The sequence below is a fragment of the Candidatus Aciduliprofundum sp. HYA1 genome (assembly GCF_056175085.1).
On sequence record NZ_CM149694.1, the window covers coordinates 419,481 to 441,159 of the forward strand.

The 21,679-nt window shown below is 45.7% G+C and carries 26 protein-coding genes; 9 read left to right on the forward strand and 17 right to left on the reverse strand.

Features of this window, described 5'->3' with window-relative positions; genetic code table 11:
• The first annotated feature begins 4 nt into the window (after positions 1 to 4).
• Positions 5 to 208, forward strand: a complete 204-nt coding sequence (locus AC0S1O_RS02395; protein ID WP_475394170.1) for a KEOPS complex subunit Pcc1 — start codon at positions 5 to 7, stop codon at positions 206 to 208.
• Positions 209 to 245: 37 nt separating this feature from the next.
• On the opposite strand, the gene AC0S1O_RS02400 is transcribed toward AC0S1O_RS02395, so the two are convergent.
• Positions 246 to 584: a response regulator gene (locus AC0S1O_RS02400; RefSeq protein ID WP_475394171.1), complete on the reverse strand. Its 339-nt coding sequence runs from the start codon at positions 582 to 584 to the stop codon at positions 246 to 248.
• Positions 585 to 737: 153 nt separating this feature from the next.
• Here AC0S1O_RS02400 and AC0S1O_RS02405 point away from each other — a divergent pair, with 153 nt between their 5' ends.
• Positions 738 to 968 carry a hypothetical protein gene (locus AC0S1O_RS02405; RefSeq protein ID WP_475394172.1) on the forward strand — a complete coding sequence of 77 codons (231 nt, stop codon included), beginning with the start codon at positions 738 to 740 and terminating at the stop codon, positions 966 to 968.
• Here AC0S1O_RS02405 and AC0S1O_RS02410 read toward each other — a convergent pair whose 3' ends face one another.
• Positions 969 to 3,500, reverse strand: a complete 2,532-nt coding sequence (locus AC0S1O_RS02410; RefSeq protein ID WP_475394173.1) for an AAA family ATPase — start codon at positions 3,498 to 3,500, stop codon at positions 969 to 971.
• 88 nt (positions 3,501 to 3,588) lie between these two features.
• Between AC0S1O_RS02410 and AC0S1O_RS02415 the strand changes: the two genes are divergently transcribed.
• The 3 genes from AC0S1O_RS02415 to purC are packed head-to-tail and all read left to right on the forward strand — an operon-like array spanning position 3,589 to position 5,068.
• A complete protein-coding gene (locus tag AC0S1O_RS02415; protein ID WP_475394174.1) occupies positions 3,589 to 3,972 on the forward strand; it encodes a DUF4064 domain-containing protein in 384 nt (127 codons plus the stop codon).
• A 14-nt stretch (positions 3,973 to 3,986) separates the two neighbouring features.
• Entirely contained in the window at positions 3,987 to 4,142 is a 156-nt protein-coding gene (locus tag AC0S1O_RS02420) for a hypothetical protein (RefSeq protein ID WP_475394175.1), read from the forward strand.
• A gap of 29 nt (positions 4,143 to 4,171) precedes the next feature.
• Complete coding sequence (gene purC, locus AC0S1O_RS02425; protein ID WP_475394176.1) at positions 4,172 to 5,068, forward strand: phosphoribosylaminoimidazolesuccinocarboxamide synthase; 897 nt, start codon at positions 4,172 to 4,174, stop codon at positions 5,066 to 5,068.
• Here the strand turns inward: purC and AC0S1O_RS02430 are convergent.
• The 3 genes from AC0S1O_RS02430 to AC0S1O_RS02440 are packed head-to-tail and all read right to left on the reverse strand — an operon-like array spanning position 5,051 to position 6,625.
• On the reverse strand, positions 5,051 to 5,725 hold the full coding sequence (locus AC0S1O_RS02430; RefSeq protein WP_475394177.1) for an RAD55 family ATPase: 675 nt from the start codon (positions 5,723 to 5,725) through the stop codon (positions 5,051 to 5,053). The two genes, purC and AC0S1O_RS02430, sit on opposite strands and share 18 nt — an antisense overlap.
• Positions 5,715 to 6,284, reverse strand: a complete 570-nt coding sequence (locus tag AC0S1O_RS02435) for a hypothetical protein (protein ID WP_475394178.1) — start codon at positions 6,282 to 6,284, stop codon at positions 5,715 to 5,717. Before AC0S1O_RS02435 ends, AC0S1O_RS02430 begins: the two co-directional genes overlap by 11 nt.
• Positions 6,285 to 6,286: 2 nt before the next feature.
• Positions 6,287 to 6,625 carry an ArsR/SmtB family transcription factor gene (locus AC0S1O_RS02440; protein WP_475394179.1) on the reverse strand — a complete coding sequence of 113 codons (339 nt, stop codon included), beginning with the start codon at positions 6,623 to 6,625 and terminating at the stop codon, positions 6,287 to 6,289.
• A 126-nt stretch (positions 6,626 to 6,751) separates the two neighbouring features.
• Here AC0S1O_RS02440 and AC0S1O_RS02445 point away from each other — a divergent pair, with 126 nt between their 5' ends.
• Positions 6,752 to 7,333: a hypothetical protein gene (locus tag AC0S1O_RS02445; protein ID WP_475394180.1), complete on the forward strand. Its 582-nt coding sequence runs from the start codon at positions 6,752 to 6,754 to the stop codon at positions 7,331 to 7,333.
• On the opposite strand, the gene AC0S1O_RS02450 is transcribed toward AC0S1O_RS02445, so the two are convergent.
• The 9 genes from AC0S1O_RS02450 to fbp all read right to left on the reverse strand — a co-directional run bounded on the left by AC0S1O_RS02450 (position 7,228) and on the right by fbp (position 14,622).
• Positions 7,228 to 7,569, reverse strand: a complete 342-nt coding sequence (locus AC0S1O_RS02450; RefSeq protein ID WP_475394181.1) for an ArsR family transcriptional regulator — start codon at positions 7,567 to 7,569, stop codon at positions 7,228 to 7,230. The two genes, AC0S1O_RS02445 and AC0S1O_RS02450, sit on opposite strands and share 106 nt — an antisense overlap.
• A 6-nt stretch (positions 7,570 to 7,575) precedes the next feature.
• Positions 7,576 to 8,901, reverse strand: coding sequence for an RAD55 family ATPase (locus tag AC0S1O_RS02455; RefSeq protein WP_475394182.1), 1,326 nt, complete (start codon positions 8,899 to 8,901; stop codon positions 7,576 to 7,578).
• Positions 8,902 to 8,907: 6 nt separating this feature from the next.
• Positions 8,908 to 9,750 (reverse strand): DUF835 domain-containing protein, encoded by an 843-nt coding sequence (locus tag AC0S1O_RS02460; protein WP_475394183.1) that lies wholly within the window; start codon positions 9,748 to 9,750, stop codon positions 8,908 to 8,910.
• Between the two features lie 47 nt (positions 9,751 to 9,797).
• The gene (locus AC0S1O_RS02465; RefSeq protein ID WP_475394184.1) at positions 9,798 to 10,304 is read right to left on the reverse strand and encodes a metallophosphoesterase; all 507 of its coding nucleotides are present in this window, start codon (positions 10,302 to 10,304) and stop codon (positions 9,798 to 9,800) included.
• A 26-nt stretch (positions 10,305 to 10,330) separates the two neighbouring features.
• Positions 10,331 to 10,582 (reverse strand): MarR family transcriptional regulator, encoded by a 252-nt coding sequence (locus tag AC0S1O_RS02470; RefSeq protein ID WP_475394185.1) that lies wholly within the window; start codon positions 10,580 to 10,582, stop codon positions 10,331 to 10,333.
• Positions 10,579 to 11,007, reverse strand: a complete 429-nt coding sequence (locus tag AC0S1O_RS02475) for a hypothetical protein (protein ID WP_475394186.1) — start codon at positions 11,005 to 11,007, stop codon at positions 10,579 to 10,581. Before AC0S1O_RS02475 ends, AC0S1O_RS02470 begins: the two co-directional genes overlap by 4 nt.
• A gap of 2 nt (positions 11,008 to 11,009) precedes the next feature.
• Positions 11,010 to 13,004, reverse strand: a complete 1,995-nt coding sequence (feoB, locus tag AC0S1O_RS02480; RefSeq protein ID WP_475394187.1) for a ferrous iron transport protein B — start codon at positions 13,002 to 13,004, stop codon at positions 11,010 to 11,012.
• A 4-nt stretch (positions 13,005 to 13,008) separates the two neighbouring features.
• Positions 13,009 to 13,440, reverse strand: coding sequence for a FeoA family protein (locus AC0S1O_RS02485; protein WP_475394188.1), 432 nt, complete (start codon positions 13,438 to 13,440; stop codon positions 13,009 to 13,011).
• A 69-nt stretch (positions 13,441 to 13,509) separates the two neighbouring features.
• Positions 13,510 to 14,622 (reverse strand): fructose-1,6-bisphosphate aldolase/phosphatase, encoded by a 1,113-nt coding sequence (fbp, locus tag AC0S1O_RS02490; RefSeq protein WP_475394189.1) that lies wholly within the window; start codon positions 14,620 to 14,622, stop codon positions 13,510 to 13,512.
• Between the two features lie 148 nt (positions 14,623 to 14,770).
• Between fbp and AC0S1O_RS02495 the strand changes: the two genes are divergently transcribed.
• The 3 genes from AC0S1O_RS02495 to radA all read left to right on the forward strand — a co-directional run bounded on the left by AC0S1O_RS02495 (position 14,771) and on the right by radA (position 16,980).
• The gene (locus tag AC0S1O_RS02495; protein ID WP_475394503.1) at positions 14,771 to 14,881 is read left to right on the forward strand and encodes a tyrosine-type recombinase/integrase; all 111 of its coding nucleotides are present in this window, start codon (positions 14,771 to 14,773) and stop codon (positions 14,879 to 14,881) included.
• Positions 14,882 to 14,970: 89 nt separating this feature from the next.
• The gene (gap, locus tag AC0S1O_RS02500) at positions 14,971 to 15,969 is read left to right on the forward strand and encodes a type I glyceraldehyde-3-phosphate dehydrogenase (protein WP_475394190.1); all 999 of its coding nucleotides are present in this window, start codon (positions 14,971 to 14,973) and stop codon (positions 15,967 to 15,969) included.
• Positions 15,970 to 15,987: 18 nt separating this feature from the next.
• Positions 15,988 to 16,980: a DNA repair and recombination protein RadA gene (gene radA, locus AC0S1O_RS02505; RefSeq protein WP_475394191.1), complete on the forward strand. Its 993-nt coding sequence runs from the start codon at positions 15,988 to 15,990 to the stop codon at positions 16,978 to 16,980.
• Here radA and cysS read toward each other — a convergent pair.
• The 3 genes from cysS to AC0S1O_RS02520 all read right to left on the reverse strand — a co-directional run bounded on the left by cysS (position 16,977) and on the right by AC0S1O_RS02520 (position 21,587).
• Entirely contained in the window at positions 16,977 to 18,353 is a 1,377-nt protein-coding gene (gene cysS, locus AC0S1O_RS02510) for a cysteine--tRNA ligase (protein ID WP_475394192.1), read from the reverse strand. The two genes, radA and cysS, sit on opposite strands and share 4 nt — an antisense overlap.
• Positions 18,354 to 18,530: 177 nt before the next feature.
• A complete protein-coding gene (locus tag AC0S1O_RS02515; protein WP_475394193.1) occupies positions 18,531 to 20,411 on the reverse strand; it encodes an aldehyde ferredoxin oxidoreductase family protein in 1,881 nt (626 codons plus the stop codon).
• Between the two features lie 51 nt (positions 20,412 to 20,462).
• Positions 20,463 to 21,587 carry a pyridoxal phosphate-dependent aminotransferase gene (locus tag AC0S1O_RS02520; RefSeq protein WP_475394194.1) on the reverse strand — a complete coding sequence of 375 codons (1,125 nt, stop codon included), beginning with the start codon at positions 21,585 to 21,587 and terminating at the stop codon, positions 20,463 to 20,465.
• Between the last annotated feature and the right edge of the window lie 92 nt (positions 21,588 to 21,679).

Consider the following 21,679-nt stretch of genomic DNA (forward strand, 5'->3'; position numbering starts at 1 on the left):
AATTGTGCTTGAATACGATAGCGATGAGATGGCTAGGGCCATATTTGAGAGCATAAGGGTTGACAATTATCATTATGTGCACTGCTCTTTAAATGGAAGGATGATATCCTGCGAAGCCCGCTCTCCCAGCGCATCAAAACTTCTGCATACACTGGATGATTTACTCGCATGCATTATCGTCGCCGAAGAGGCCTATCGCAAGGTATGATCTTTTGTGTATATGGAAAAGCGCTGATATACACACATTATGGGTTGTGGGGTTGCTGCAGTGAGCGGACGTATTCAGTAAAACTTAAAAGGTTAAAGGGTTTGTAAAAAACTGTAAATTGTTTGCTTTTAAAATCCGGGTCTCCGGTCATTATTATGACCTTTCCTTTTTCTTTAGCAATATTTGCAAGTTCAAGCCCATTTGCAAAAGAAATGTGATAATCTATTATGTACACATCATAATCATTTTTTTGGATTTTACTAAGTCCCTCTTCAAAATTATAGGCTCCATCAACATCTTCTATCCCTACTCTTTTTAGCGAAATTTTAATAAGTTTTATCAATTCCCTACTATCATCAATCACCAGCACTCTCATTGAATGTAAAATTTGCACATTCATATTTAAAGATTGTAGTGAGCATGCTCATTTTACCCCAAGTTTGCTTTGAGTTTTTCCTGTTTTGCTGTGAGCCATATGGGATTAGAGTATGCTCACAAACCCTTAATATAAAGACCCGTGTAAAATAAAATGGTGATCAAAATGAACTGGAAGATGGTATTGGGATTGGTGATAGTGGCTGGTCTCATTGGTGTCGGAATGCTGGGAATGCACACCCAGATTCACACAAACACTGTTACCGTAGGAAGCACGGGAGGTAATGCAAACACCTACGGCCCACATCCACCAGATGATGATGCTTGGAGCATAGTGTATTCCACATCTGTAGGTCCGCATCCACCAGATGATGATGCGTGGTGATTATAGATTTATGATGGCCACAACCTTTTTCTCCCCATTTGCAATTTTTTCATAATCTTCCACATAGAAGATCCCATATTTCTTGAGATACTTCATTGCCCATTTGGAGAATTCTATTATGAGATCCTCTCTTCCAATCTGTGCTGCTAAATTTATGGCTCTATCAAAGAATTCCTTACCCCTTTCTTTGTCTCCAAGATAGGCATAGAAAACCCCCAATGAATTATATACGTAGGACTGGTTCTCTAAATCGTTTAATTTTTCAAAAATATTCAGAGCTTTATCAAGGTATCCTCTAACTTCAAAGAACTTCTCCTTGTACATGTTCCAGTTTGCCATTGAAATATAGGTGTGGGCCAGGGTCCATTTATCTCCTATATCTTCTGAGAGTCGCATTGCCTTTCTGAAATATTTTTCTGCACGGTCATCGTAAAGATTGTAGTAAACCAACCCTATGTTTTTAGTTACCTTTGCAAGGCCGGAGAGATCACCGGAGGATTCAAAGCACTCTGCAGATTTTTCAAAAAATATTATGGCATTTTCATAATTCTTATTAGACCTCTCTATAATTCCAAGACCATTGTACGCGTATCCCAAGCTTTCCAGATCTGATGTTTGCTCTGCAAATTTAATTGCCTCAAACATATATTCTTTTGCATCCTCCGTGTTTCCACTTTTCATACTGATTATTCCAAGAACATAATATGCATAGGCCATGATCTTTTTATCTCCTATTTTTGTGATTTTCTTTAACACATCTTTAACAATCTTTGAAGCCTCGGAGTATTTTCCCTTTTTACCAAGAATGTCTGCGATTTTTAAAGAGACTCTTGCGTTGAATTCAACATCCCCCTTCTTGGAAAGTGACCTTGCCTTTTTATAGTTTTCCAAAGCATCATTCCACTTACCAACGATCTCATAGGTATCCCCAATTATACCGTAAAGTTGCCATTCCTGCTCCTTGGTTAGGTCATCGTATCGGTTTAAAATATCCTGGGCAAGTTTCCTTATCTCTCCCCCTCTTTTAAAGAGATATTCTTCGTAATTTTCGTGGAGAAGCATTGTTGCTCTCATAATATTTCCTGCATGTGCATAATGATAAACGGCCTCGAGAACATCCTCTTCTTCGTAGTACTTTGCCGCCATAAGGTGATAGGTTTTTCTCTTTTTTTCTGTTAGATGCTCGTACACAAAGTTTCTAATGCTTCTGTGTATTGAAAGCATCTCATATTCCAACTCCACAAGTATATTTTTGTTTATCAGAGAGTAGATTGTGGGATATTCAATGTTGTTTTGAAGGAGCATACTCAGTTTGAACTCCTTTCTTAAAACGGAAACGAAACTCAAAGCGTCCGCTTCTTCCTTACTCAAACTCTTAAGAATGCCCTCAAACATGAATTTTCTTATCATTCCATAATTTCCATTTCCCAATATTTTGAGTATAAGTGGATTTGCCCCGTATTTTGATACAATTTCAATGGCATCCTCCTTTGAGAATCCTTTTTGAATGAGCATATTTAATGCATTTCTCTCATCCAACTCTCCCAGTTTTATCTCTTCAACATACTCAATCTTTGATATGGGCACGACATCCTCTATCTTGGTTCCACTCAATATCACCCTAAAATCTTTACTTGAATTAACCATCTCCACAATCTTCCTTATAAAATTCTTTGAATTATCATCACAGTTTTCAATATTATCAAATATGAAAATTTCGTTTTTTATAGATTCCTTGATTAATAGTAATATGTTATTCCACTCATATTTTCTGTCTTCTGAGAATGGCAATTGTTTTATATATCTCTCCATCTGTGGAGCCCCTATTTTTGATAAAAATTTTGAGATCTTATACGCTATATTTTCCACCCCGCTCCAACTTTCAATTTTTATAAACAAAACATCTCTATCCTTAAGATACTCTTTAACGAATTTTAGTAAAAGTGTGGTTTTACCAATACCTGAAATTCCGGCCATAAGGAGTATTTTCTTATCTGAATTTATCCAATTTCTTAAATTTTTTAATTCCTCACTTCTTCCATAGAAATCTCTAATAATTAAATTCTCATCAATGCTGTGATAGGCATTTCCTCTTTTTTTATCCAGATATATTAAGTTTAAATTCTTATTTTTGTCAAGATTTAGGGCACACAGAATGAAGGGTAAATTATATCTCTCGCATGCATCCTTCAAAATCATATTTTCTCTTTTGCCGGAGTTATCCACAACAGTTATTTTAAGTTTTTTTAGTTCTCTTTTTATTTTATTTGCTTCTTCAATCCCCCTTTCTGTAAGAAAATATACTGTTCTTTTATTCCTCAGTCCATTCACATGCAATTTTTTAGATAATACAAAACCAGAACTTATGAGTTTTTTGATTTCCCTTGGAACATTATTTCGACCTATGCCAATGGCCTTGGCAATGCAATCTTGTGTAACTGCCTTTGGAGCGAGCATATCATCTATATCATTCGAATATTGAGATAAATGAAGCATTATTTTCTGCCTGTTGTTGAGATACCCCCGTGTCATTCATTAGCAAATAGAATGGAAATAGTATAAATTTTTTTTCATGTTAAAACAAGTAAAAATTTAATTACCTTAAAGTTATGTGTTTTCGATGGGCAATGAGGATTATCCAGTGGCCGCATTCGTTATCACATTGATCGGGGCAGTACTATCCTTGGTATACGGCGTAATTTACGTGATAATTGGAGCATATTTTGTGGTTGGGTCCTATATGATATCCCATAGCCTTGCTTTTTTTGCGAGTATGTGCCTTATACTTGGTTTCATAGGTGGTCTGGTTGCACTCATTGCCGCGTTCATGATGAAGGACCCGGACAAGGTGCATACAGGGGGTTTGCTGGCCATAATAGCCGCATTTCTCAGTGTTGGAGGAATATTGACCTTCATCCTCCTGCTGATCGGGGGCATACTTGCCCTCACCTGGAAAAGGCCTGAGAAAAAGGCGGTTATCCTGCCGCCCCCACCACCAAGTTGATGAGGTGATGCAATATGGATGATGAATATGTGGAAAGGAAACTTAGAGACCTGGAAGACAGGGTAAACAAGATCGAGGTTGATCTGCGTGTACTTGAAAAGGACGTGAAAGACATAAAGGATTATTTGAAACAACTTTACGGGTACATACAGATGATCGCCAATCGCTAAGATTTTATATTTATTTTCCATCTCTTTTTATGGAACTCATCAGAAAGGGCAAGGTGAAGGAGGTATATGCCATAGATTCTCAAACCCTTTTATTCATTTTCACGGACAACATATCAGTATTTGATAAGATAATACCCTCCCAGATTCCCCACAAGGGTGAAACCCTTTGCTCCACAGCATCCTTCTGGTTTGAAAAATTGAATGATATGGGGATAAAAAACCATTATATATCCTCGAGAGGTAACAAGATGAAGGTTCAGAGATTCAAAATTCTGGATAAGCCAACGAGGAGGGATGGGAATTACCTCATTCCCCTTGAGTTCATAACAAGGTACTATCTTGCGGGCTCACTTTACGATAGGATAAAGAGCGGGAAAATGAGTTACAGGGAACTGGGATTTAAAAGTATGCCCGATTACGGTGCCCCTTTACCTGAGCCCGTTTTTGAGATAACCACAAAATTTGAGGAGTACGATCGCAAGGTGGATGTGCAGGAAGCCATGAAAATAGGAGGTCTCACCAGGGATGAAATTGAGGAGATACGTCAAATAATATTGAAGATAGATTCCATGATGGACAGGGAGGTAAGAAAGAGGGGTCTGATCCATGTGGATGGAAAGAAGGAATTCGCCCTGAATAATGAGAGGGAGATTGTTGTGGTTGATACCTTTGGAACACTGGACGAAGATCGATGGTGGGATAGGGAGGAGTATGAGAACGGAAATATTGTTCAGTTGAGTAAGGAATTTGTTAGGCAATATTACAGGAGCATAGGATACTATGAAGCCCTAAAGAAGGCCAGGGAAGAGGGTAGGGAAGAGCCACCAATTCCGCCCTTGCCTCAGGAACTGGTGGAGCGCACGTCAAAACTCTACATGGAAATGTATGAGAGAATAACGGGAAGAAAATTAGAACTGGGCCTTTAAAACGGATATGCCCTTGCTTGTTATTTCAAGGGGATGTATGGCCATGCTGTGGTTTGTTCCCCTCATCTTCAGAATTTGAATGTACCTCTTTATCACATGATCCTCCGTGCGCATTATCAAACTGATTATTCCATCGGCAGTGTAGCCCACATCTTCTGGATATTTCTCCATGGGTTTTACCTCGCCCGTGAGAAGGGTAACACCTGACCAGTTCTTGAGCAGGGTCACCAGTTCAAATAGAAACTCTCTGTAATCCTCCACAAAATTTCCTACCACATTTATGGGATCTATGACTATCCTCTGGGGCACGTATTTTGCAATGATTTCGTTTATCTTTATTATGAGTTTCATCGTGTCCATCGTACCCAGTTCCTTGCCTATGTCCTCGTATATTATAGTCTCATCCTCAATGTACCTTGGGTCAAAGAACTCGTAGGGAGAGATGAATCTGAGCATCCATTCTGTTTTCTCGCTGAGTGTGGATATGTAGAGTCCTCTCTCACCCCTCCTTGCACCCTCCATCAGGAATTGAAATGCAAAGGTTGTTTTTCCAGATCCTGCAGAGCCGGCAATGAGTATGACGGAGGGTGTTGGGAATCCACCTTCAATGAGGGGATCCAGACCATTTATTCCCGAGGGAGTTCGGCTAATAGCCATTCTTCATCACCTCTCCAAATTTTATGACCTCATATTTAAAATCCTCCAGAGAGTTTATCAAATCCCTCTCCCTGGATGCATCCAGGGAAAGGATAAAAGAAGCATCCGCCTTTTTTGTTGCATCCGCGAGGTAATGCACAAATTTGAACAGTGAGTCCCTTCCCATGTACATTCTGGACGTGGATAGGTTGTCAATCATAACAAACTCGAAGTTCTCAAGATTCACCGAATCCTCGTTTATGAATCCCCCGATCAGGTGCCTCTCCTTCCCCGTAATTTTTATCGGGAACTTGATTTTCTTGGTTTTTGAATAGGCAAGATCCACATAGGTTATATTTCTCTGATTTATCCCCTGTATCCCAAGAAGGTATGTGAGGTAGTGGTGGGGCCTTTCAAGGGTTATAACGAGACCCCTCTTCTTGTCTATGTCCGCCAGCGCCTTTATAAGAATGAGATTGCTCTTTGTGATGAGAAGTGGCTTGACATCCACAACCACAAAACTCTTTCCCTCCATGAAAGTCGCAAAATACTCCGAGAGGAGGGATTCTTCAAGGTTCATTTTCATCCGGCCACAATTTTACCGCTGTACTTCTTTATGTTTCCATTTGAGAATATGAGTTCCACAATTAGCGTGTTGTCCTCAATGTGTATGTTTGCCCTCTTTATCTTTGAACGATAGTACTTCATCTTCTTGCCCTTTGGGGTGATCCTCTCCTGCACATGGAGCAATCCTGCATTTTCAAGCATGTGTAATCTTCTGTAGCAGGCAGCAATGGGCACGTTAAGTTCCTGACTCAGATCTATGGCGCTCTTCACATCCTTGGTCGTGGCCGCGAGGATCTTTATTGCGTAACCATCCGTCAAAATCTTAACTATCCTGTCCAGGGGAACGTTATCCATATTTGAACGATGGTTGGGGGTTTTAAATAATTTGCATTGTGATTATCTCAAATGAAAATCAATCGCAAAAATCTTTTGAGATTTTCACGGCATATATTTTTTAAATAATCCAGCCAAGTTGCAAATATGAATGTGATGTCCTACTTCCTCTTGGAAACCTCTATCGGTAACATAATGTGGCATATTCTCCTTGGATTCTTAGCCGGCATCATAATTCTCCCAAAGAGGAGGGGCAAGATTTATGGGGCACTCATACTCTCAATCATTATGGAGGCCATTACCGATGGTGCTCACCTCGTAAATAAGGATATAACACACAACATGATATTCTTCCTTCAGATTCCCCTCGCTCTAATTCTCTTTGACTATATCTTCGATGCCAAGGGGAGGCATATGCCTCTGTTTCTCACCATACTGGGGATAAATCTGACCCATTTCTTCTCGGATGCCGTTCTTGAGGGAGATAATCTTGCCATATTCTATCCCCTGACACCACAGTGGTATACATTTAGAGCAACCGTATATGGGATCAATGCAACCCTGCTAAGTGCTGCTGCACTATTTGCCATCTTCGGGTTGCTCTACTACATAAGCAGAAGGTATTACTCCACTTCCAGTTCCTGCTCCTCTCCCCAGCGGAAGGAAATTCGCAGGTACAATTTCCCCTCTTTCATAACAACGGTGGCGTTCTTTATGCGGGCCTTGTAAAGGGTAATCCACTTACCCTTCTGTGTTAATTTTCTTCCCACAGCCTCTATTAGTTTCAGGCGCTCAAGTTCGCGGAGTCTTCTGTAACATACTGCTATGGGTATGCCCAAGGTGTTACTCAGGGTTATTGCATCCAGTGGTCTGTGCAGGGTGGCTCTTAAAATTCTCACAGAATATGGATCGGAGAGATGTCGAAGCACGTCCCAGGCATAGGTGTTATCCTCTGCGATTCTCACCACCCCTCACATAAGGGGTACCATCTCAACGAGCAATCTATTTTTTTCCACCCTTGTGATCAGGGCCATCACGGAATTGGAATCCTTGATCACGGGTATTCCATCCATATTCTCCAGGTACACATTTCTCTCAACGCCCAGGTATGTTATCTCTTTTTCCACGTTGCTTGGTGTGAGAAGAATGACCCTGTGCTTCATCTTTATGGTCTCAATTAGGCGAGGCAAATCGGTCATTTCTTTGTACATACTCTTGAGAGCATCAATGCTTATTATTGCCAAAGAATTGCCCCCCACGTGATATTCTATTATATCTGGAGAGAGCTCAATGAGCATGTCCCTGCCTTCAAGAATTATATCTGCGTTCTCCTTGCCAAATCCTGCGATTTTCACCTTGCCCTTTGTGAACTTATCCGCATGCTTTTTGAGAGTGAATCCTGGATAGGTTATGGGCGGTACAATTAGTGTGTTCTTATAGTCTCTCTTTATCATCGTGAGAATCAGAAGTTGAATGAGTTCCACGGGAAAATTGGGAGAAATTATGAAATTAAGGGAGGTGGATTTCAGGGACTCCAGGTATTTCTCAAGTTCTGCGCTCTCAACACCATCCACAGAATCAAGGGAGAAGTTCTCGTAGTTGAGAGTGCGGAGGTGACCCCCGTGAAGGGTGTATATGTACCTTGACCTCTTTATGGGTGAGCCCCTGAGTTTCTTTATGATCATGTACCTCTTCCACGAGGAGTCCCAGGGTTCATGGTGCAGACTTACAACCCCATCACCCAAGTACTCTATATTTTCGAAGGAAGAACTTTCCAGCACGAATATTATGTTTGTAAATCCCCCCTCAACAAGGTCCTTTTGCAGGGTGTAAAGAAGTTTCTCTGCGGGCACGCCGTACTTCTCGCTTAGGCCATCTATGGAATCCACGCATACAAGGGCCTTCTTTGGATAAACACTCTCCACAAAATCATATATCTCATCGATCTCTGGCATCATTGAGCCCACTTCTATGAACGCCTCGTTCTCCAGAATTTTCGCCCTTTCCTCGATCATACCCTCCTCTATTAGTCCCTCCAATTTGGATAGTTCTGTTCTTGAAATTTTCTTCTTCTTGCTCTCAACCTTTTTGTTCAGCACCTCTTTCAGCCATGGGAACTGTAGGAATAGAACCTCATCGGCAACCCGGGAGGATATGTAGTGAATTTCAAAATCTCCCTTGAGCTGGTTCAGGATCTCGAGCGCGAATGTTGTTTTTCCGCTTCCCGGCTCACCCTTTATCAGCAAAGAGTGTCCTCCTCCATTTTGAAAGAATCTCACGATCTCCTCGGGGATCATTTTCAATCACTCTCCTGACCACTCTATTGCATATCTCCTTAATAAAGAATACTCCTTGTTTGTATAGGCATTATTATCAGTTATGATAATGAGAATTGCATTCCTCTCCATCACGTAACTGTTTATCAGCTCTATGTTTCTGAGAACGTTGATGAAATCGTTGTATAGGAGGAGATACTCAACGCAATCCACAAGAACAATGGCGTTCTCATTCTCTTCAATGAACCTTATTATGCTGTCCGTCAGAATGGTCAGGTTGTGGGGTTTTATTCTGTCTTTGCCCACAATATCCGTGACCCATACGATCTTAGCATTCTTTATTTTTGGAGCATTTGCAAAGTTTCTCAGTGCCATGAAGAAATTTATGCTACCCGTCATAAATTTTGGAATGATGTCGTATATTTTTCTCTCAAATTCTCTTCGCACAATGAAGGTCTTTCCCCATTCAAAGCCATAGGCGTAAATTATGTTTTTTGCAATTCTCTTCAATCTCAAAAGTTTATTCACTCTTCTCTTATCCCTGTGGGATACAAGAAGTCCCATAAAAATGGTTTTGAAATTAGCAAGGCTCTCATCGATTATTATAAAATCCCTGTTTGCATACTTCGTTATAAGAGACCTGTTAACATGCCTAACGAGAGGTACCACGAACATATCCTCTTCCAAGATTTCAATATTCTCGCTGTGCAGTTCAGTTAAAATTATGGAGGGGTTGTATTTTTTATGAAGGGAAAGGACCTCCTTGTAGGGCTTAACATCATAGCATCTGAATTTGAAGTTCATATCTTTCAAATGCATGGATATTTTATTCCGAACATCGGCACTGCTATGGAAGCAGAGTAGGTCCATATAAATCCCTATTCCCCTAAACGTATTTAATTTTTTGTACACGAGAATCAATCGAGCACGACAAATCTCACGGAAGAATCTTCCAGATTCAGCAGAGCGATGCTCTTCGTGCCTGTCAAATATCCGCAGGCTTCCCCCGGATTTATTATTCTCGTATCTCCCATTTCTCTCAGGTCCCTCCTGTGTGTGTGGCCGTAGAGCACAAAATCGTAGTTTCCAGATTTTGCGAAGGAATCCACTATGCTTCTTGTTCTATCAACACTGCCCCACCCGTGGAGAAGAAGGAATTTCTTTCCTTCTATATTCATCTCAAAGGGTGCCTCCGATATTACAAAATTCAGATCCTCTGCGACCCTGGAAAGAAGCAACCTCTCTCCATCGTTGTTTCCAAAAACTCCGTAGAGTTTCAAGCCCTCAAATACTCTCAGGGTGAAGGGTGCCACAAAGTCACCCAGATGAAATACGTAATCCACGTTTTCCTCCCTGAATATGCTGGCCGCCCTTTTTGCGGATTCAATGTTGTCGTGGGTATCACTTATTATCCCTATTTTCATAATAAGAAGAAGGGGAACATGCTTAATTATTTTATCGCCCTCTTTCCCTTATCCGTGAGATAATAGATCTTGAGTCCGCGCTTTGAACACACCCTGTAAAGGGCGCAGGTTTTGCACATAACCAACTCGCTCTCGCTCCGCTCCGATGAATGGAGATAACCCATCTTCTCAAGTTGCCCAACCATTCCGAGGAGGGCAGAATATTCCATATTGAGTTCCTCTGCAATCTGTGCAAGGGTTTTCCCAGCATTTATGCCCCGGAGCACATCCTTGATCATGGCTCTTTCCTCCTGAAATGCCACCGTACGAAGAACGGATAAAGTCCCAGCAGGGCGAGGAAGAACATGTAAACTTCGGGACGGGGTGGTGTGGAGTAGGGTGCACAAGATTCCCCGATGCATAGTATGTAATAATCAAGAATATTTGCCAGAACTATGAGTGTTTGGAGCAGACCTATGCCTATGAGCAGCGAAAGGCCCACGATGTAAAAGGAGAGCCCGTCGTATAGCATCTTAACAGTGTTCTTTGCCCCGTACAGGATCAGGGTTGAAGCCACAATCAGAGAGAACCCGCCCATCACGTCTGGAGGTGCCCCCCACAATTTTAAGCCAATAAATGATAGAATTTCAAGAATTCCCAGTATGATTGCGAATATTGAGAGGGCCGAGGAGTATATAACGGATAAAAGCACCTTTCTTTCCATTTTCAAGAGCCCACCCCCAGAAGTGAGCCAATGTTGTAAATCAGGAAGGAGAAAATCATTGCGAGGGCAAATCCTTCAGCGATCACGAAAAGAACGAATTTTTTGCTTCTCGTCTCATTGTATATTGTGGCAAGTGTGGCCACGCATGGTGTGTAGAACAGGATGAACGCCAGAAGAGAATAGGCCTGGAGAGGGGTCATGGCTGCCAGCATGGCCGCCTTGGTCTGATAGAGGGAGTAAAATGCGGTTATCACGACTTCCTTTGCGAAGAATCCGAAGAACAGTGCTATTATGGCCTCTGGGGTGATGCCAAAGGGCGCGCCCAACGGTGCCATAAATTTTGCAAATTGGCCAATGTAACTTTCAGGGCCCCCAAACTTCACTCCCCATGGCAGTGCGGCCAGGAGCCAGATTATCCCGGCAGCCCCTATTATTATTGTTCCGGCCTTGCGAAGAAATCCCTCGCTTTTCTCCCACATATGAATCAGTATTCCCTTCACAGAGGGCACTCTGTAGGGTGGAAGTTCCATCACGAATGGCTCTGCCCTGCCCTTGAATATGGTTTTGCTGTAGATGTAACCGAGAAGGGCAACAACGAGCATTGAGAGCAGGAGAAGGGACCAGAGCACAAGTGCCTGATGCCGTGCAAAGAATATGGAAGTCAGAAATGCAAACACCTGTATACGTGCACCGCAGGGAATTAGCGGGTTGAGTGCAATGCTCAATTTCCTCTCCCTCTCATTTTTAAGGGCTCTCGTGCTCATAACGGCTGGCACGTTGCAGCCAAAGCCCAGCATTAGGGATATGACCCCGCGCCCCTCCATTCCTATTTTTCTCATAATCCTGTCCATCAGGAATGCAACCCTTGCAAGATAGCCCGAGTCCTCCAAGATGGACAATATGAGGAACAAGAGCATTATTATGGGCGTGAATGTGAGCACTGCGGCAAGGCCCCTGAACATTCCGTAGTTTATAAAGGAAGATGCCCAGGATGGCATGAAGGAGGACATCCACTTGTATGATAGGTCAATGAGCCCATTTATATGGCCGCCGGCAACATCCTTTCCGTTGAATATGAAATCAATGGCGTCCTGAAACGGAGCGGCAACGGTGAACACGAACTCAAATGAGAGGTAAAGAATAACGAGGAATATGGGCAATCCGAATATTTTGTGGGCAACCACATGGTCAATCATATCCGTTATGGTCACACCACCCACATTAATGGGAACGGCAACCTCGTGGAACAGTCCGTGGGCAAAGGAATACCTGAATGAGGCCATAAGCGTTTCTATGTCATCCCCGTAAATGTCCTCAATTTCGTGCCTCAAGTGCTCGGCAAGGTGCAGGATATCCCTTCCCCCTAGGCCCGCAATCTTTTTGCGCACCTCCACATCGTTCTCAATCAATTTTATCGCGTGCCACCTAGGATTCTTCAAGCCCAGGTCCTTTAATTTTTCCTTTAGGAGTGAGATTCTTCTCTCCACATCCTCGGGGTAGTAGATTTTTTTTGCAGAGAACTTGCCGTGCATGGCCTGATGCAGAAGTTCCTTGATTCCCTGCCCCCTTATTGCCACGGTTGGTACCACAGGAAGCCCGAGGAGGGAGCGCATCTTATCCACGTCCAATTTGTACTTCTTCTTTGCCTCGTCAAACATGTTGAGAGCCACGACTATCCTGTCCGTGAGTTCCATGAGTTCCGTTAGAAGGTAGAGATTCCTCTCCAGATTGGTGGCATCAATCACATCTATTACGACATCCGGCTCCTCCTCAAGTATGAAATTTCTGGTTATGATCTCCTCAAGGGAGTAGGCTGTGAGGGAATACGTGCCCGGCAGGTCCACAATGGTTATTTTCTTTCCCTCAAATGTTACAGTGCCCTCCTTCTTCTCCACGGTCACACCAGGCCAGTTGCCTATGTGCTGATGCGCCCCGGTAATTGCGTTGAACAAACTCGTTTTTCCCGTATTGGGGTTCCCTGCCAGGGCTATGAGCACAGAATCACCTCACATAGATTCTGTACGCCTCTCCCCTTCCTACGTAAAACTCTCCCACCTCAGTTCTCACGACCATGGGGCAGCAGGGTCTCAGAATCTCCACAAATTTGCCTGGGGATATTCCAATTCTGGCCATGTTTCTTATGAATCCCATACCTCCATCAAGAATTACCACCCTAACCCTCTCCCCCGCAGGTACAAGATGAAGAGGCACAATTCTATCAATCTCTATGTAATCGGCCTCACTCTTCCTTAGGGATACAAAAACACCCCTTACCTCGCACTCAATCGGATCTCCGAATGGAGAGTATCGGGCAACCCTGATAACAGTGCCGGGGAGTATACCCATGGATAGCAGCCTACGGTGTATTGCACCTGAACCGCCAACCTTCGTAACAACGCCTGTCTCCCCGGGTTTGAGTTCACTGAGTTTCACGGGTTAAGGATAGGGAGAACATATTTAAACTTAATTAAACAGATTCGGGTAATCAAAAATAAAGAGGGATCAGAGGGATTCAAACCTATCCTGCAACTTCTTGAGCACCTTGGGCAATGTGGTGTACTCCATGTCCTCCAGAGGGAGGCGATGCGGCTCGAATGGGCCGTGCCTGCGCATGTAATCTGCTATGTACTCGGCAGTTTCCCTTGCGCGGTCGAATGCAGGATCGTCAAATAGATCCACAGGACCAACAAGCCTGCCATTCGCGATCTGGAATCCCAGGGCTGCCACGCGGGGAGGTCCATCGAATCTAGTGCAGTGTGCCTGCTTTATGCTCACGGGCATGAGCGGGCCATTGTGGGAACCGCGCATCCACCCAGAAACCAAATGGGGGAATGCGAAGGGCTCAAGCACTTCTCCCAGGGCGGGGCAACCGCTCTGTGCCCTCACAAGGGCCACGGGATCGTCCTTGCCCACGTACTCTCCGGCAATCTGATAGAGTTTTTCCGTGCTCACAACGGCCACAACCTCGCCCTTGACCTTGGGATTGCTCTCCGCAGCGTAAACTCTCTTGATCACGTACCTGCTCTTGGCCCCTATCAACGCGAGAAGATCGTACATCTCAGCCGGGGTGTGAAGTATCACCTTTTTATGCTCCATTATGTCCCATACCTCGAATCTGAATCCATCGTGCATGCTGGGATCAATAACGAGTCCCGCAGTGTTGAAGGGATCTCCAAATATTCTGTATATGGGCAGGTTGAACGCTCCCGGCTCTGTCTTGTCCATCATGAAGGCCACTATTGGCTCGCTCTTCCTCTCTGTTATCTCCATCTCCGCTATACCAGGACCCATACCGCGTATGTTTCCGCTGAATGCATCCTTCAGCAGATCCTGGCCTGCTCCGTAGAGTTTCAGTTCCTTGGCAACTGCGGTGGCCTTCTCGAATGTGTTCCACGCAAGTTTGTGAATCTCCTCGCTATCCACACCCTTGCGGTGGGTCATTATGAGTTGCAGGTCGTCTCCCACGCCCGTAACGTGGAAATCCTCGAGGATGTGCTCATCCTTCGCCTTCTGCAGGGCCTCCTTTGCCGTTTCAATCAGATCTGGATGTACCGTGGAATGTCCGGGCCAGCCCCCGACATCCGCCTTAATCAGACTTATGGTTATCTTGCTCATCTTATCACCGTGCCTAAATCATCGCAACGGATTTAAAATTTGCGAAGTTGTGTTTTTGTGGACATCTGAAGTCGTCGAAGCCAGATAGCCGCTTGTTAGCAGATCCGAAGGGCGAGCCTGCGATAGCAGGCGAAGAGTTCCGCACACCCTGCGCCACTCATTCGCAACGCATCTTCTTGAATCAGGGGCAGATATCGGGTACATACAGCAGTTACTCGGCCACAAATACCTGAAAACTACTCAGATTACACGCATGTGACTAATAAGGAGATAAAGGCACTTGCGAAGCTTCTCTAGTTTAGGAGATAAACATTTAATACCCCAATATGATTATGCTTTGGTGATAATGTGGTGAGGGTTGCAATAAACGGGTTTGGGAGAATTGGCCGTCTTGTTTTCCGCATAGGTCATCGCGACTTGGACATAGTGGCCATAAACGACATAACTGATGCGCGCACACTGGCGCACCTGCTGAAATATGACACAAACTATGGAAGATTTGAAGGTGAGGTTGAGCACACGGAGAACAGCATAATCGTCAATGGCCGCGAAATACCTGTTTTCAGCGAGCGAGATCCGGAAAAATTGCCCTGGAAGGATCTCAACGTGGACGTTGTGGTTGAAAGCACCGGAGTTTTCCGCTCGCGGGACAAGGCGGCAAAGCATCTGAAAGCAGGAGCGAAGAAGGTTATAATCACAGCCCCGAGCAAGGGTGAGCCTGCGGATGTTACCCTCGTGCTCGGGGTGAACCACGAGATGTACGATCCAGAGAGGCACGATGTTATAAGCAACGCATCCTGCACGACGAATTGCCTTGCTCCCGTGGCCAAGGTTCTCCACGAGAATTTTGGAATAAAGTACGGGCTTATGACAACGGTGCATTCATACACAAATGATCAGCGCGTTTTGGATCTTCCCCACAGGGATCTTCGCAGGGCAAGGGCAGCGGCTCAGAACATCATACCCACAACCACGGGTGCGGCCAAGGCCATCGGGCTGGTGCTTCCCGAACTGGATGGAAAGATGCACGGCATATCAATTCGCGTGCCAACCAGCACTGTGAGCATTGTGGATCTCGTGGTCGAGGTTGAGAAACCTGTTACGGAGGATGAGGTGCGTGCGGCGTTCAGGCGTGCAGCCGAAGGAGAATTGAAGGGTATATTGCAGTACGTGGATGAGCCCCTCGTGTCCTCAGATTTCAAGGGCAATCCCCACAGTGCCATGTACGATGCCTCTGAGACCTACGTGCGGGGAAACCTCGTCAAGGTGCTCGCCTGGTACGATAACGAGTACGGCTATGCTGCCCGCGTGGTTGATCTCGTCAAATACATATCCAGGTGGCTGTGAAAAGATTAATAAACCAATATGCATAGGATATTGAAGGTGATTGATTTGACAAAAAAGAAGGAAGAGAAAGAGGAATTCACCCTGGAGGATTTGCCCGGTGTGGGGCCAACCACGGCCGAGAAACTGCGTGATGCCGGTTATACGGATTTGATTGAACTTGCAGTGGCATCTCCAAAGGACCTTGCCGATGTTGCAGGTATAGGTGAGGGCGTGGCGCAGAAGATAATTCTAGCCGCCAGGAAGTACGCCAATGTTGGGGGCTTTGAAACGGGTGATGTTATCTACGAACGTAGAAAGAATGTTACAAAACTCACAACAGGCTCTCCCGAATTTGACAGGCTCCTTGGTGGAGGTCTTGAAACCCAGGCTATAACTGAGTTTTTCGGAGAGTTCGGCTCAGGTAAGACGCAGATAATGCATCAACTTGCCGTAAATGTCCAGTTACCCGCTGATAAGGGGGGTCTGGAGGGGCATGCCATATACATTGACACGGAAAACACGTTCAGGCCTGAAAGGATAAAGCAGATGGCAGAGGCCCTTGGACTTGATCCCATTGAGGCACTCAAGAAGATACATGTGGCAAGGGCCTTCAACTCCAACCACCAGATTCTCCTTGTTGACAAGGCCATGGAACTGGCGAAGGAATATCCTGTTCGTCTCCTCATCGTGGATTCTCTGACCGCTCATTTTCGTGCCGAGTATGTTGGTAGGGGCTCTCTGGCAGAGAGACAGCAGTTGCTCAACAAGCATATGCACGACCTTTTGAAATTTGCAGATCTCAACAACGCCGTTGTGGCAGTGACAAACCAGGTGGCCGCAAACCCGGGCATGATGTTTGGAGATCCGACCCAGCCCATTGGGGGCCACATTGTGGGGCACACCGCCACCTATCGCATATACCTTCGCAAGAGCAGGGGCAATAAGAGGGTTGCACGGCTCATAGATTCCCCGGCACTGCCCGATGGGGAGGTTGTCATAAAAATAGTTGAGGAGGGAATAAGGGACGCTTAAATGAGGTACCACCTGGTTCCCTCTTTTGTATCCTCTATCTTTATTCCAATTTTTTCCAGTTGCTCCCGGATATAATCCGCAATATCGTAGTTCTTTCTCCTGCGCTCCTCGCTCCTCACTTCAAGAAGCAGTTTTATGAGTTCTTCCTCCCTATCTTCTCCCTTGGATCTGGGCAGCAGGTCAAATATGTAATCCATCTCTTCAAGGAACTCAAGGGCTGCCCTCGCATCTGGACCCCGAAGGTCCTTTGCTTGGGTCACAAAGTTAAGGTACGCCGCCATGGCTTCCCTGGTGTTGAAATCATCGCTGAGAGCCGAAATTATGCTCTTCCTCGCATCCCCTATTCTCCTTTTCACCTGCTCTGATGCATCCCCCTCATTGGCCGATTTTTTCAGTATTTGGTATGTGCTCCATATTTTTTCAAGAAGTGGAAGGGAATCTGCAATGTTCTTCTCACTGAAATCGTAGGGCTTGCGGTAATGGGAGTTCAGGTACATGAGACGCAGCACCTCGGGCGGATACTTTTTGAGGAAGTCCCGAACGAGGAACACGTTGCCTATGCTCTTGCTCATTTTTTCCTTCTCAAATCTCACCAGACCAACATGCATCCAGTACCTTGCAAAGGGCTTGCCCGTTGCGGCTTCGCTCTGGGCAATCTCGTTCTCGTGGTGGGGGAAAATCAAATCTGCACCGCCACCATGGATATCCAGGGTTGGGCCGAGATAGGTCATGCTCATCGCACTGCATTCTATGTGCCAGCCAGGTCTTCCTGGACCCCAGGGAGAGGACCATGAGGGCTCTCCGGGCTTGGCGGATTTCCACAGGGCAAAATCGAGGGGGTTGCGTTTCTTATCGCTCACCTCAACCCTTGCCCCGGCCAGCATATCCTCCATTTTTCTGTGTGATAATTTGCCGTAATCCTTGAATTTTTCAACGGAGAAATACACATCTCCACCACTCTCATAGGCGTAGCCCCTCTCAATGAGGGTTTTCACGAGATTTATGATCTCCCCCATGTGCCTCGTGGCCTTGGGTATGATGTTTGGACGGCGCACCCTCAAAGCGTCCATGTCTTTCAGGTACTCCTGGGCGTAGTAGTGGGCCATCTCTATGGGATCCTTGCCCAGTTCGTTTGCCTTGTTTATTATCTTGTCATCCACGTCGGTTATGTTGGATATGAGGACAACATCGTAGCCCATATATTCCAGAAATCTCCTAAGGACGTCAAACAGAATTGCGGGCCTTGCGTGGCCTATGTGTGCATAATCGTAGGTGGTTGGTCCGCAAACGTAAATGCCCACCCTTCCCGGATGAACGGACTCAAACTTCCTTTTCTCGCCGCTGAGCGTGTCGTAGATGTAAATGTCCTCCATAATTTGGCATGTTTGTGAGGTATAAAATAATTAAGTTATCTGGGAAATCAGAGGTGTAGCGGAAGAAACCAGGCAAGAGTGCCTGCGTATATCATACGTTCCACCAATTGCGCAATGATGCAAAGAGGTTTTACAATATACGCGACTGCTAAAATCAAGAAAATTGGGAAAAAGGGCCTAATGACCCACGCCGATTTCCTCTGCAATATCCTCCAGATCCAGGGAAACGAGCTTGGCCTTGGTGGGTATTCCATCCTCACTCCAGCCCCTGGCCTGATAGTACTCGTCCAGCATATGCTCAAGTTCCTTGGGCTTCACATAGGCGCCAGCACTCTTGCCCTTTGGTATGGGCTCGTGCAGAATTCTCCATGGCAGGGTATCATCCTTGCGATCGAATCCCTCACGGGCATTGAAGGCACGGGCAACATTGTATATGCGCTCTCCAATGACCATCAATTCGGCGTTGCTCATTTCAAATCCAGTTACTGCGTGAATCAGTTCCGGAAATCCTTCAAGGAAGTACATGTGGCGTGAGAACTTGCAGACACCGAGGGCATCATACACCTGCATGAGATCCTCGTGGGTTTTCACCTCAAATCCCTTGTTCTCCGCGCTTAACCTATCTATGCCATCAAACTTCCACCACCTGCCCACAAGTTCTGTGCCATACACGCCGGCGGTGAGGTGGCATGCACCACGGTAGGATACGGCCATTGCGAGCGCCATTCCCTTTATGCCGCGTACATCGTATGCAGGCAATTCCTGGCCCTTCACATGTATGGCGAATTTCTCGCTTCCCTTCCCCAATCTTTCGGCGGCTCTCTTGCTTCCATCCGCAAGCAATTTGCCCAGATTTCCCTCGCGGTAGGCCATTTTGCGAAGTGCCTCCGCTGCAGCCTCTACATTTCCAAATCTCAGATCAAGGCCGTCGGTGTCTTCCTTTGTGAGCAATCCTCTTTCATAGGCTTCCATGGCCCAGCCGATGGTCACACCGGCGCTTATGGTATCCAGTCCGTACAGATCGCAGAGCAGATTCAGGTAAGCCACGGCCTCGGGATCATCAATTTCCAGTTCTCCACCCAGTGAGTAGAGGGTCTCATATTCAGGTCCGTCCGTTTCCACTCCAGGCATATACTTTGTGAGTTTGAACACCTGGGAGCATGGCTTGGTACAGTTGGGGCAGGGGTTCCTACCGCTCCTGAACTTTGGAACCCAGTAATATGGGTCTATGCCCAGAAGTTCGCCCTCCTTGGCCTTGTCGTAGAAACTCTGGAAGTAACCCCACTGCCAGTTTCTCGTTGGAAATGTGCCGCGCTCCAGATTCATCCATCTCAAAAATTCTCCGCTTCCGTAGCCCATATCGTCCTTGGTGGCTGGATGATCCTTTATTATCTTGGCCCACTTGGCTATGAGCTTTCTCAATTTTGCAGCATCGTACGGCTCGGGCTTCTTGGTGCCCCTTACAACTATGCCCTTCAATTTCTTCGCTCCAAAAACCGCACCTATACCGTTCCTCGCGGCCTGCCTCTCCTCAAAATCTATACCGCTGATCCTGCTCAGATTCTCTCCAGCAGGGCCTATCACGGCGGTGCTCACCTTTCCGTATTTCTCCTTCAATTTTTTCTGTGTTTCCCTCGTATTCAGGCCCCAAAGGTCCTGGGCGGGCTCTATGCTCACATTATCATCCTCAATTCTTATGATCACGGGTTCATCGCTCTTTCCCTCAATTATGAGCATCTCGTACCCCGCCTTCTTGAGCTCCACGCCCATTGGAGCTCCAACAACTGTGCGTCCAAATCCGCCGGTGAGTGGGGACTTGGAGGTCAGAGATGTTTTGGATGCTGTTGGCACTCCAAAGGGAGTTAATAGGCCTGGGGCGATGAATATCTTGTTCTCCTCACCCAGGGGATCTGCACCCTTGGGGACCTCCTTGTAGAGGTAATAGGCGGCAATTCCCAATCCACCAAGGAATTTCCTTGCAATCTCGGGGGGCAATTCCTCGTTTCTCACACTTCCATCATTGAGATTTATCCTCAAAATTCTACCGTAACCGTTCATCTTATCACCGGAAATAGGTATGGAAAGAGAAAATAAAAGGTTTCGTTATGCTCATCTGAACTTTTCGAGCACGGAGTCAAATATCTCCATACCCTTCCTTATGTCCTCCTCGCTGGCAGCGTAGGAGAAGCGAATGTGCTGCGTGCCTATATTTCCAAAGGCGTTTCCAGGGGTGCACAGAACGCCCCTTTTCACGACTTCCTTCACGATATCCACCGGATCAGCATCAAGTTCTATTTTTGGGAATATGTAAAACGCGCCCCGCGGGAAATTAGGCCGCACGCCATCCATATTACTGAGCAACTCGTATATCAGGTCCCTTCTTCTCCTGAATTTCTCCACCATCATGTCTGAGTAGTATTTGCTCTTCCTGATTGCTGTCAGGGCAGCGTATTCTATGGGGCTCTGTGGGCAGGCCACAGAGTAGTAGTGGATCTTTCCTATCTGCTCTATGTATTCTTTCGGGCCGATCAAATATCCAAGGCGCCATCCCGTCATGGCGAACTCCTTGGAGAATGAGTTCAAGAAGATGAGTTTATCGTATCTTCCCAGAAATGTTCTGGGTGCACCCTCGTAGATTATGTTGAAGTAAACCTCATCGGAAATTATTATCAGATCGTTATCCTCCGCAATGTCCACCACCATTTTTATGTGCTCCTCGTCAATTATTCCTCCCGTTGGATTGTTTGGATAGTTCAGAATTATGGCCTTCGTTTTCTTCGTTATCCTCTGCTGCAGATCCTCCTGCGTGGGCATGAAATCGTTCTCCTGCAGGATTGGGTAGGCAACGGGCCTTCCCTCTGCAATGACCGTATGGGGCTTGTAGAGCACGAAGCCCGGATCTGGGTACAGGACCTCGTCACCCGGGTTTATTAGGGAGAGCATGGTGGCAAGCATCCCTTCCGTTGCTCCCACGGTTACAAGGACATTATCGGCATTTATATCCGCGTATTTTGAGAATTTCTCGGCAATGGCCTCTCGAAGTTCCGGAAATCCCTTAGAGGGCCCATATTTGTTGTAGCCCCTTTCCACCGCTTCCCTTATTGCATCCAGGGCCTCAGGCGGGGGCTGAAAATCGGGTTCACCAAGACCGAGATTGATGACCTCTCCCTGGGCCATATCAAAAATCTTTCTTATGCCCGAGAGTTCAATGTTCTTCACCCTGTTTGAGAACATAGGTGCGAAAAGGAATTAAAGGAATTAAATATTTCCATTGCTAAATAATAGCACGATTAAGTTTATCTAATGGAATGCCATGCTTGCATGGT

What these genes read in the sequence shown, in the direction of transcription:
- AC0S1O_RS02430 (WP_475394177.1), bottom strand. Translation starts at nt 5,725, where the DNA reads ATGGCTATTAGCCGAACTCCCTCGGGAATAAATGGTCTGGATCCCCTC.
- AC0S1O_RS02520 (WP_475394194.1), bottom strand. Translation starts at nt 21,587, where the DNA reads ATGTTCTCAAACAGGGTGAAGAACATTGAACTCTCGGGCATAAGAAAG.
- AC0S1O_RS02460 (WP_475394183.1), bottom strand. Translation starts at nt 9,750, where the DNA reads ATGGACCTACTCTGCTTCCATAGCAGTGCCGATGTTCGGAATAAAATA.
- fbp (WP_475394189.1), bottom strand. Translation starts at nt 14,622, where the DNA reads ATGAGCAAGATAACCATAAGTCTGATTAAGGCGGATGTCGGGGGCTGG.
- AC0S1O_RS02410 (WP_475394173.1), bottom strand. Translation starts at nt 3,500, where the DNA reads ATGACACGGGGGTATCTCAACAACAGGCAGAAAATAATGCTTCATTTA.
- AC0S1O_RS02475 (WP_475394186.1), bottom strand. Translation starts at nt 11,007, where the DNA reads ATGGAAAGAAAGGTGCTTTTATCCGTTATATACTCCTCGGCCCTCTCA.
- AC0S1O_RS02435 (WP_475394178.1), bottom strand. Translation starts at nt 6,284, where the DNA reads ATGAACCTTGAAGAATCCCTCCTCTCGGAGTATTTTGCGACTTTCATG.
- AC0S1O_RS02400 (WP_475394171.1), bottom strand. Translation starts at nt 584, where the DNA reads ATGAGAGTGCTGGTGATTGATGATAGTAGGGAATTGATAAAACTTATT.
- cysS (WP_475394192.1), bottom strand. Translation starts at nt 18,353, where the DNA reads ATGGAGGACATTTACATCTACGACACGCTCAGCGGCGAGAAAAGGAAG.
- purC (WP_475394176.1), top strand. Translation starts at nt 4,172, where the DNA reads ATGGAACTCATCAGAAAGGGCAAGGTGAAGGAGGTATATGCCATAGAT.
- AC0S1O_RS02420 (WP_475394175.1), top strand. Translation starts at nt 3,987, where the DNA reads ATGGATGATGAATATGTGGAAAGGAAACTTAGAGACCTGGAAGACAGG.
- AC0S1O_RS02415 (WP_475394174.1), top strand. Translation starts at nt 3,589, where the DNA reads ATGGGCAATGAGGATTATCCAGTGGCCGCATTCGTTATCACATTGATC.
- AC0S1O_RS02445 (WP_475394180.1), top strand. Translation starts at nt 6,752, where the DNA reads ATGAATGTGATGTCCTACTTCCTCTTGGAAACCTCTATCGGTAACATA.
- AC0S1O_RS02470 (WP_475394185.1), bottom strand. Translation starts at nt 10,582, where the DNA reads ATGATCAAGGATGTGCTCCGGGGCATAAATGCTGGGAAAACCCTTGCA.
- AC0S1O_RS02405 (WP_475394172.1), top strand. Translation starts at nt 738, where the DNA reads ATGGTGATCAAAATGAACTGGAAGATGGTATTGGGATTGGTGATAGTG.
- radA (WP_475394191.1), top strand. Translation starts at nt 15,988, where the DNA reads ATGCATAGGATATTGAAGGTGATTGATTTGACAAAAAAGAAGGAAGAG.
- AC0S1O_RS02455 (WP_475394182.1), bottom strand. Translation starts at nt 8,901, where the DNA reads ATGATCCCCGAGGAGATCGTGAGATTCTTTCAAAATGGAGGAGGACAC.
- AC0S1O_RS02440 (WP_475394179.1), bottom strand. Translation starts at nt 6,625, where the DNA reads ATGGATAACGTTCCCCTGGACAGGATAGTTAAGATTTTGACGGATGGT.
- AC0S1O_RS02515 (WP_475394193.1), bottom strand. Translation starts at nt 20,411, where the DNA reads ATGAACGGTTACGGTAGAATTTTGAGGATAAATCTCAATGATGGAAGT.
- AC0S1O_RS02465 (WP_475394184.1), bottom strand. Translation starts at nt 10,304, where the DNA reads ATGAAAATAGGGATAATAAGTGATACCCACGACAACATTGAATCCGCA.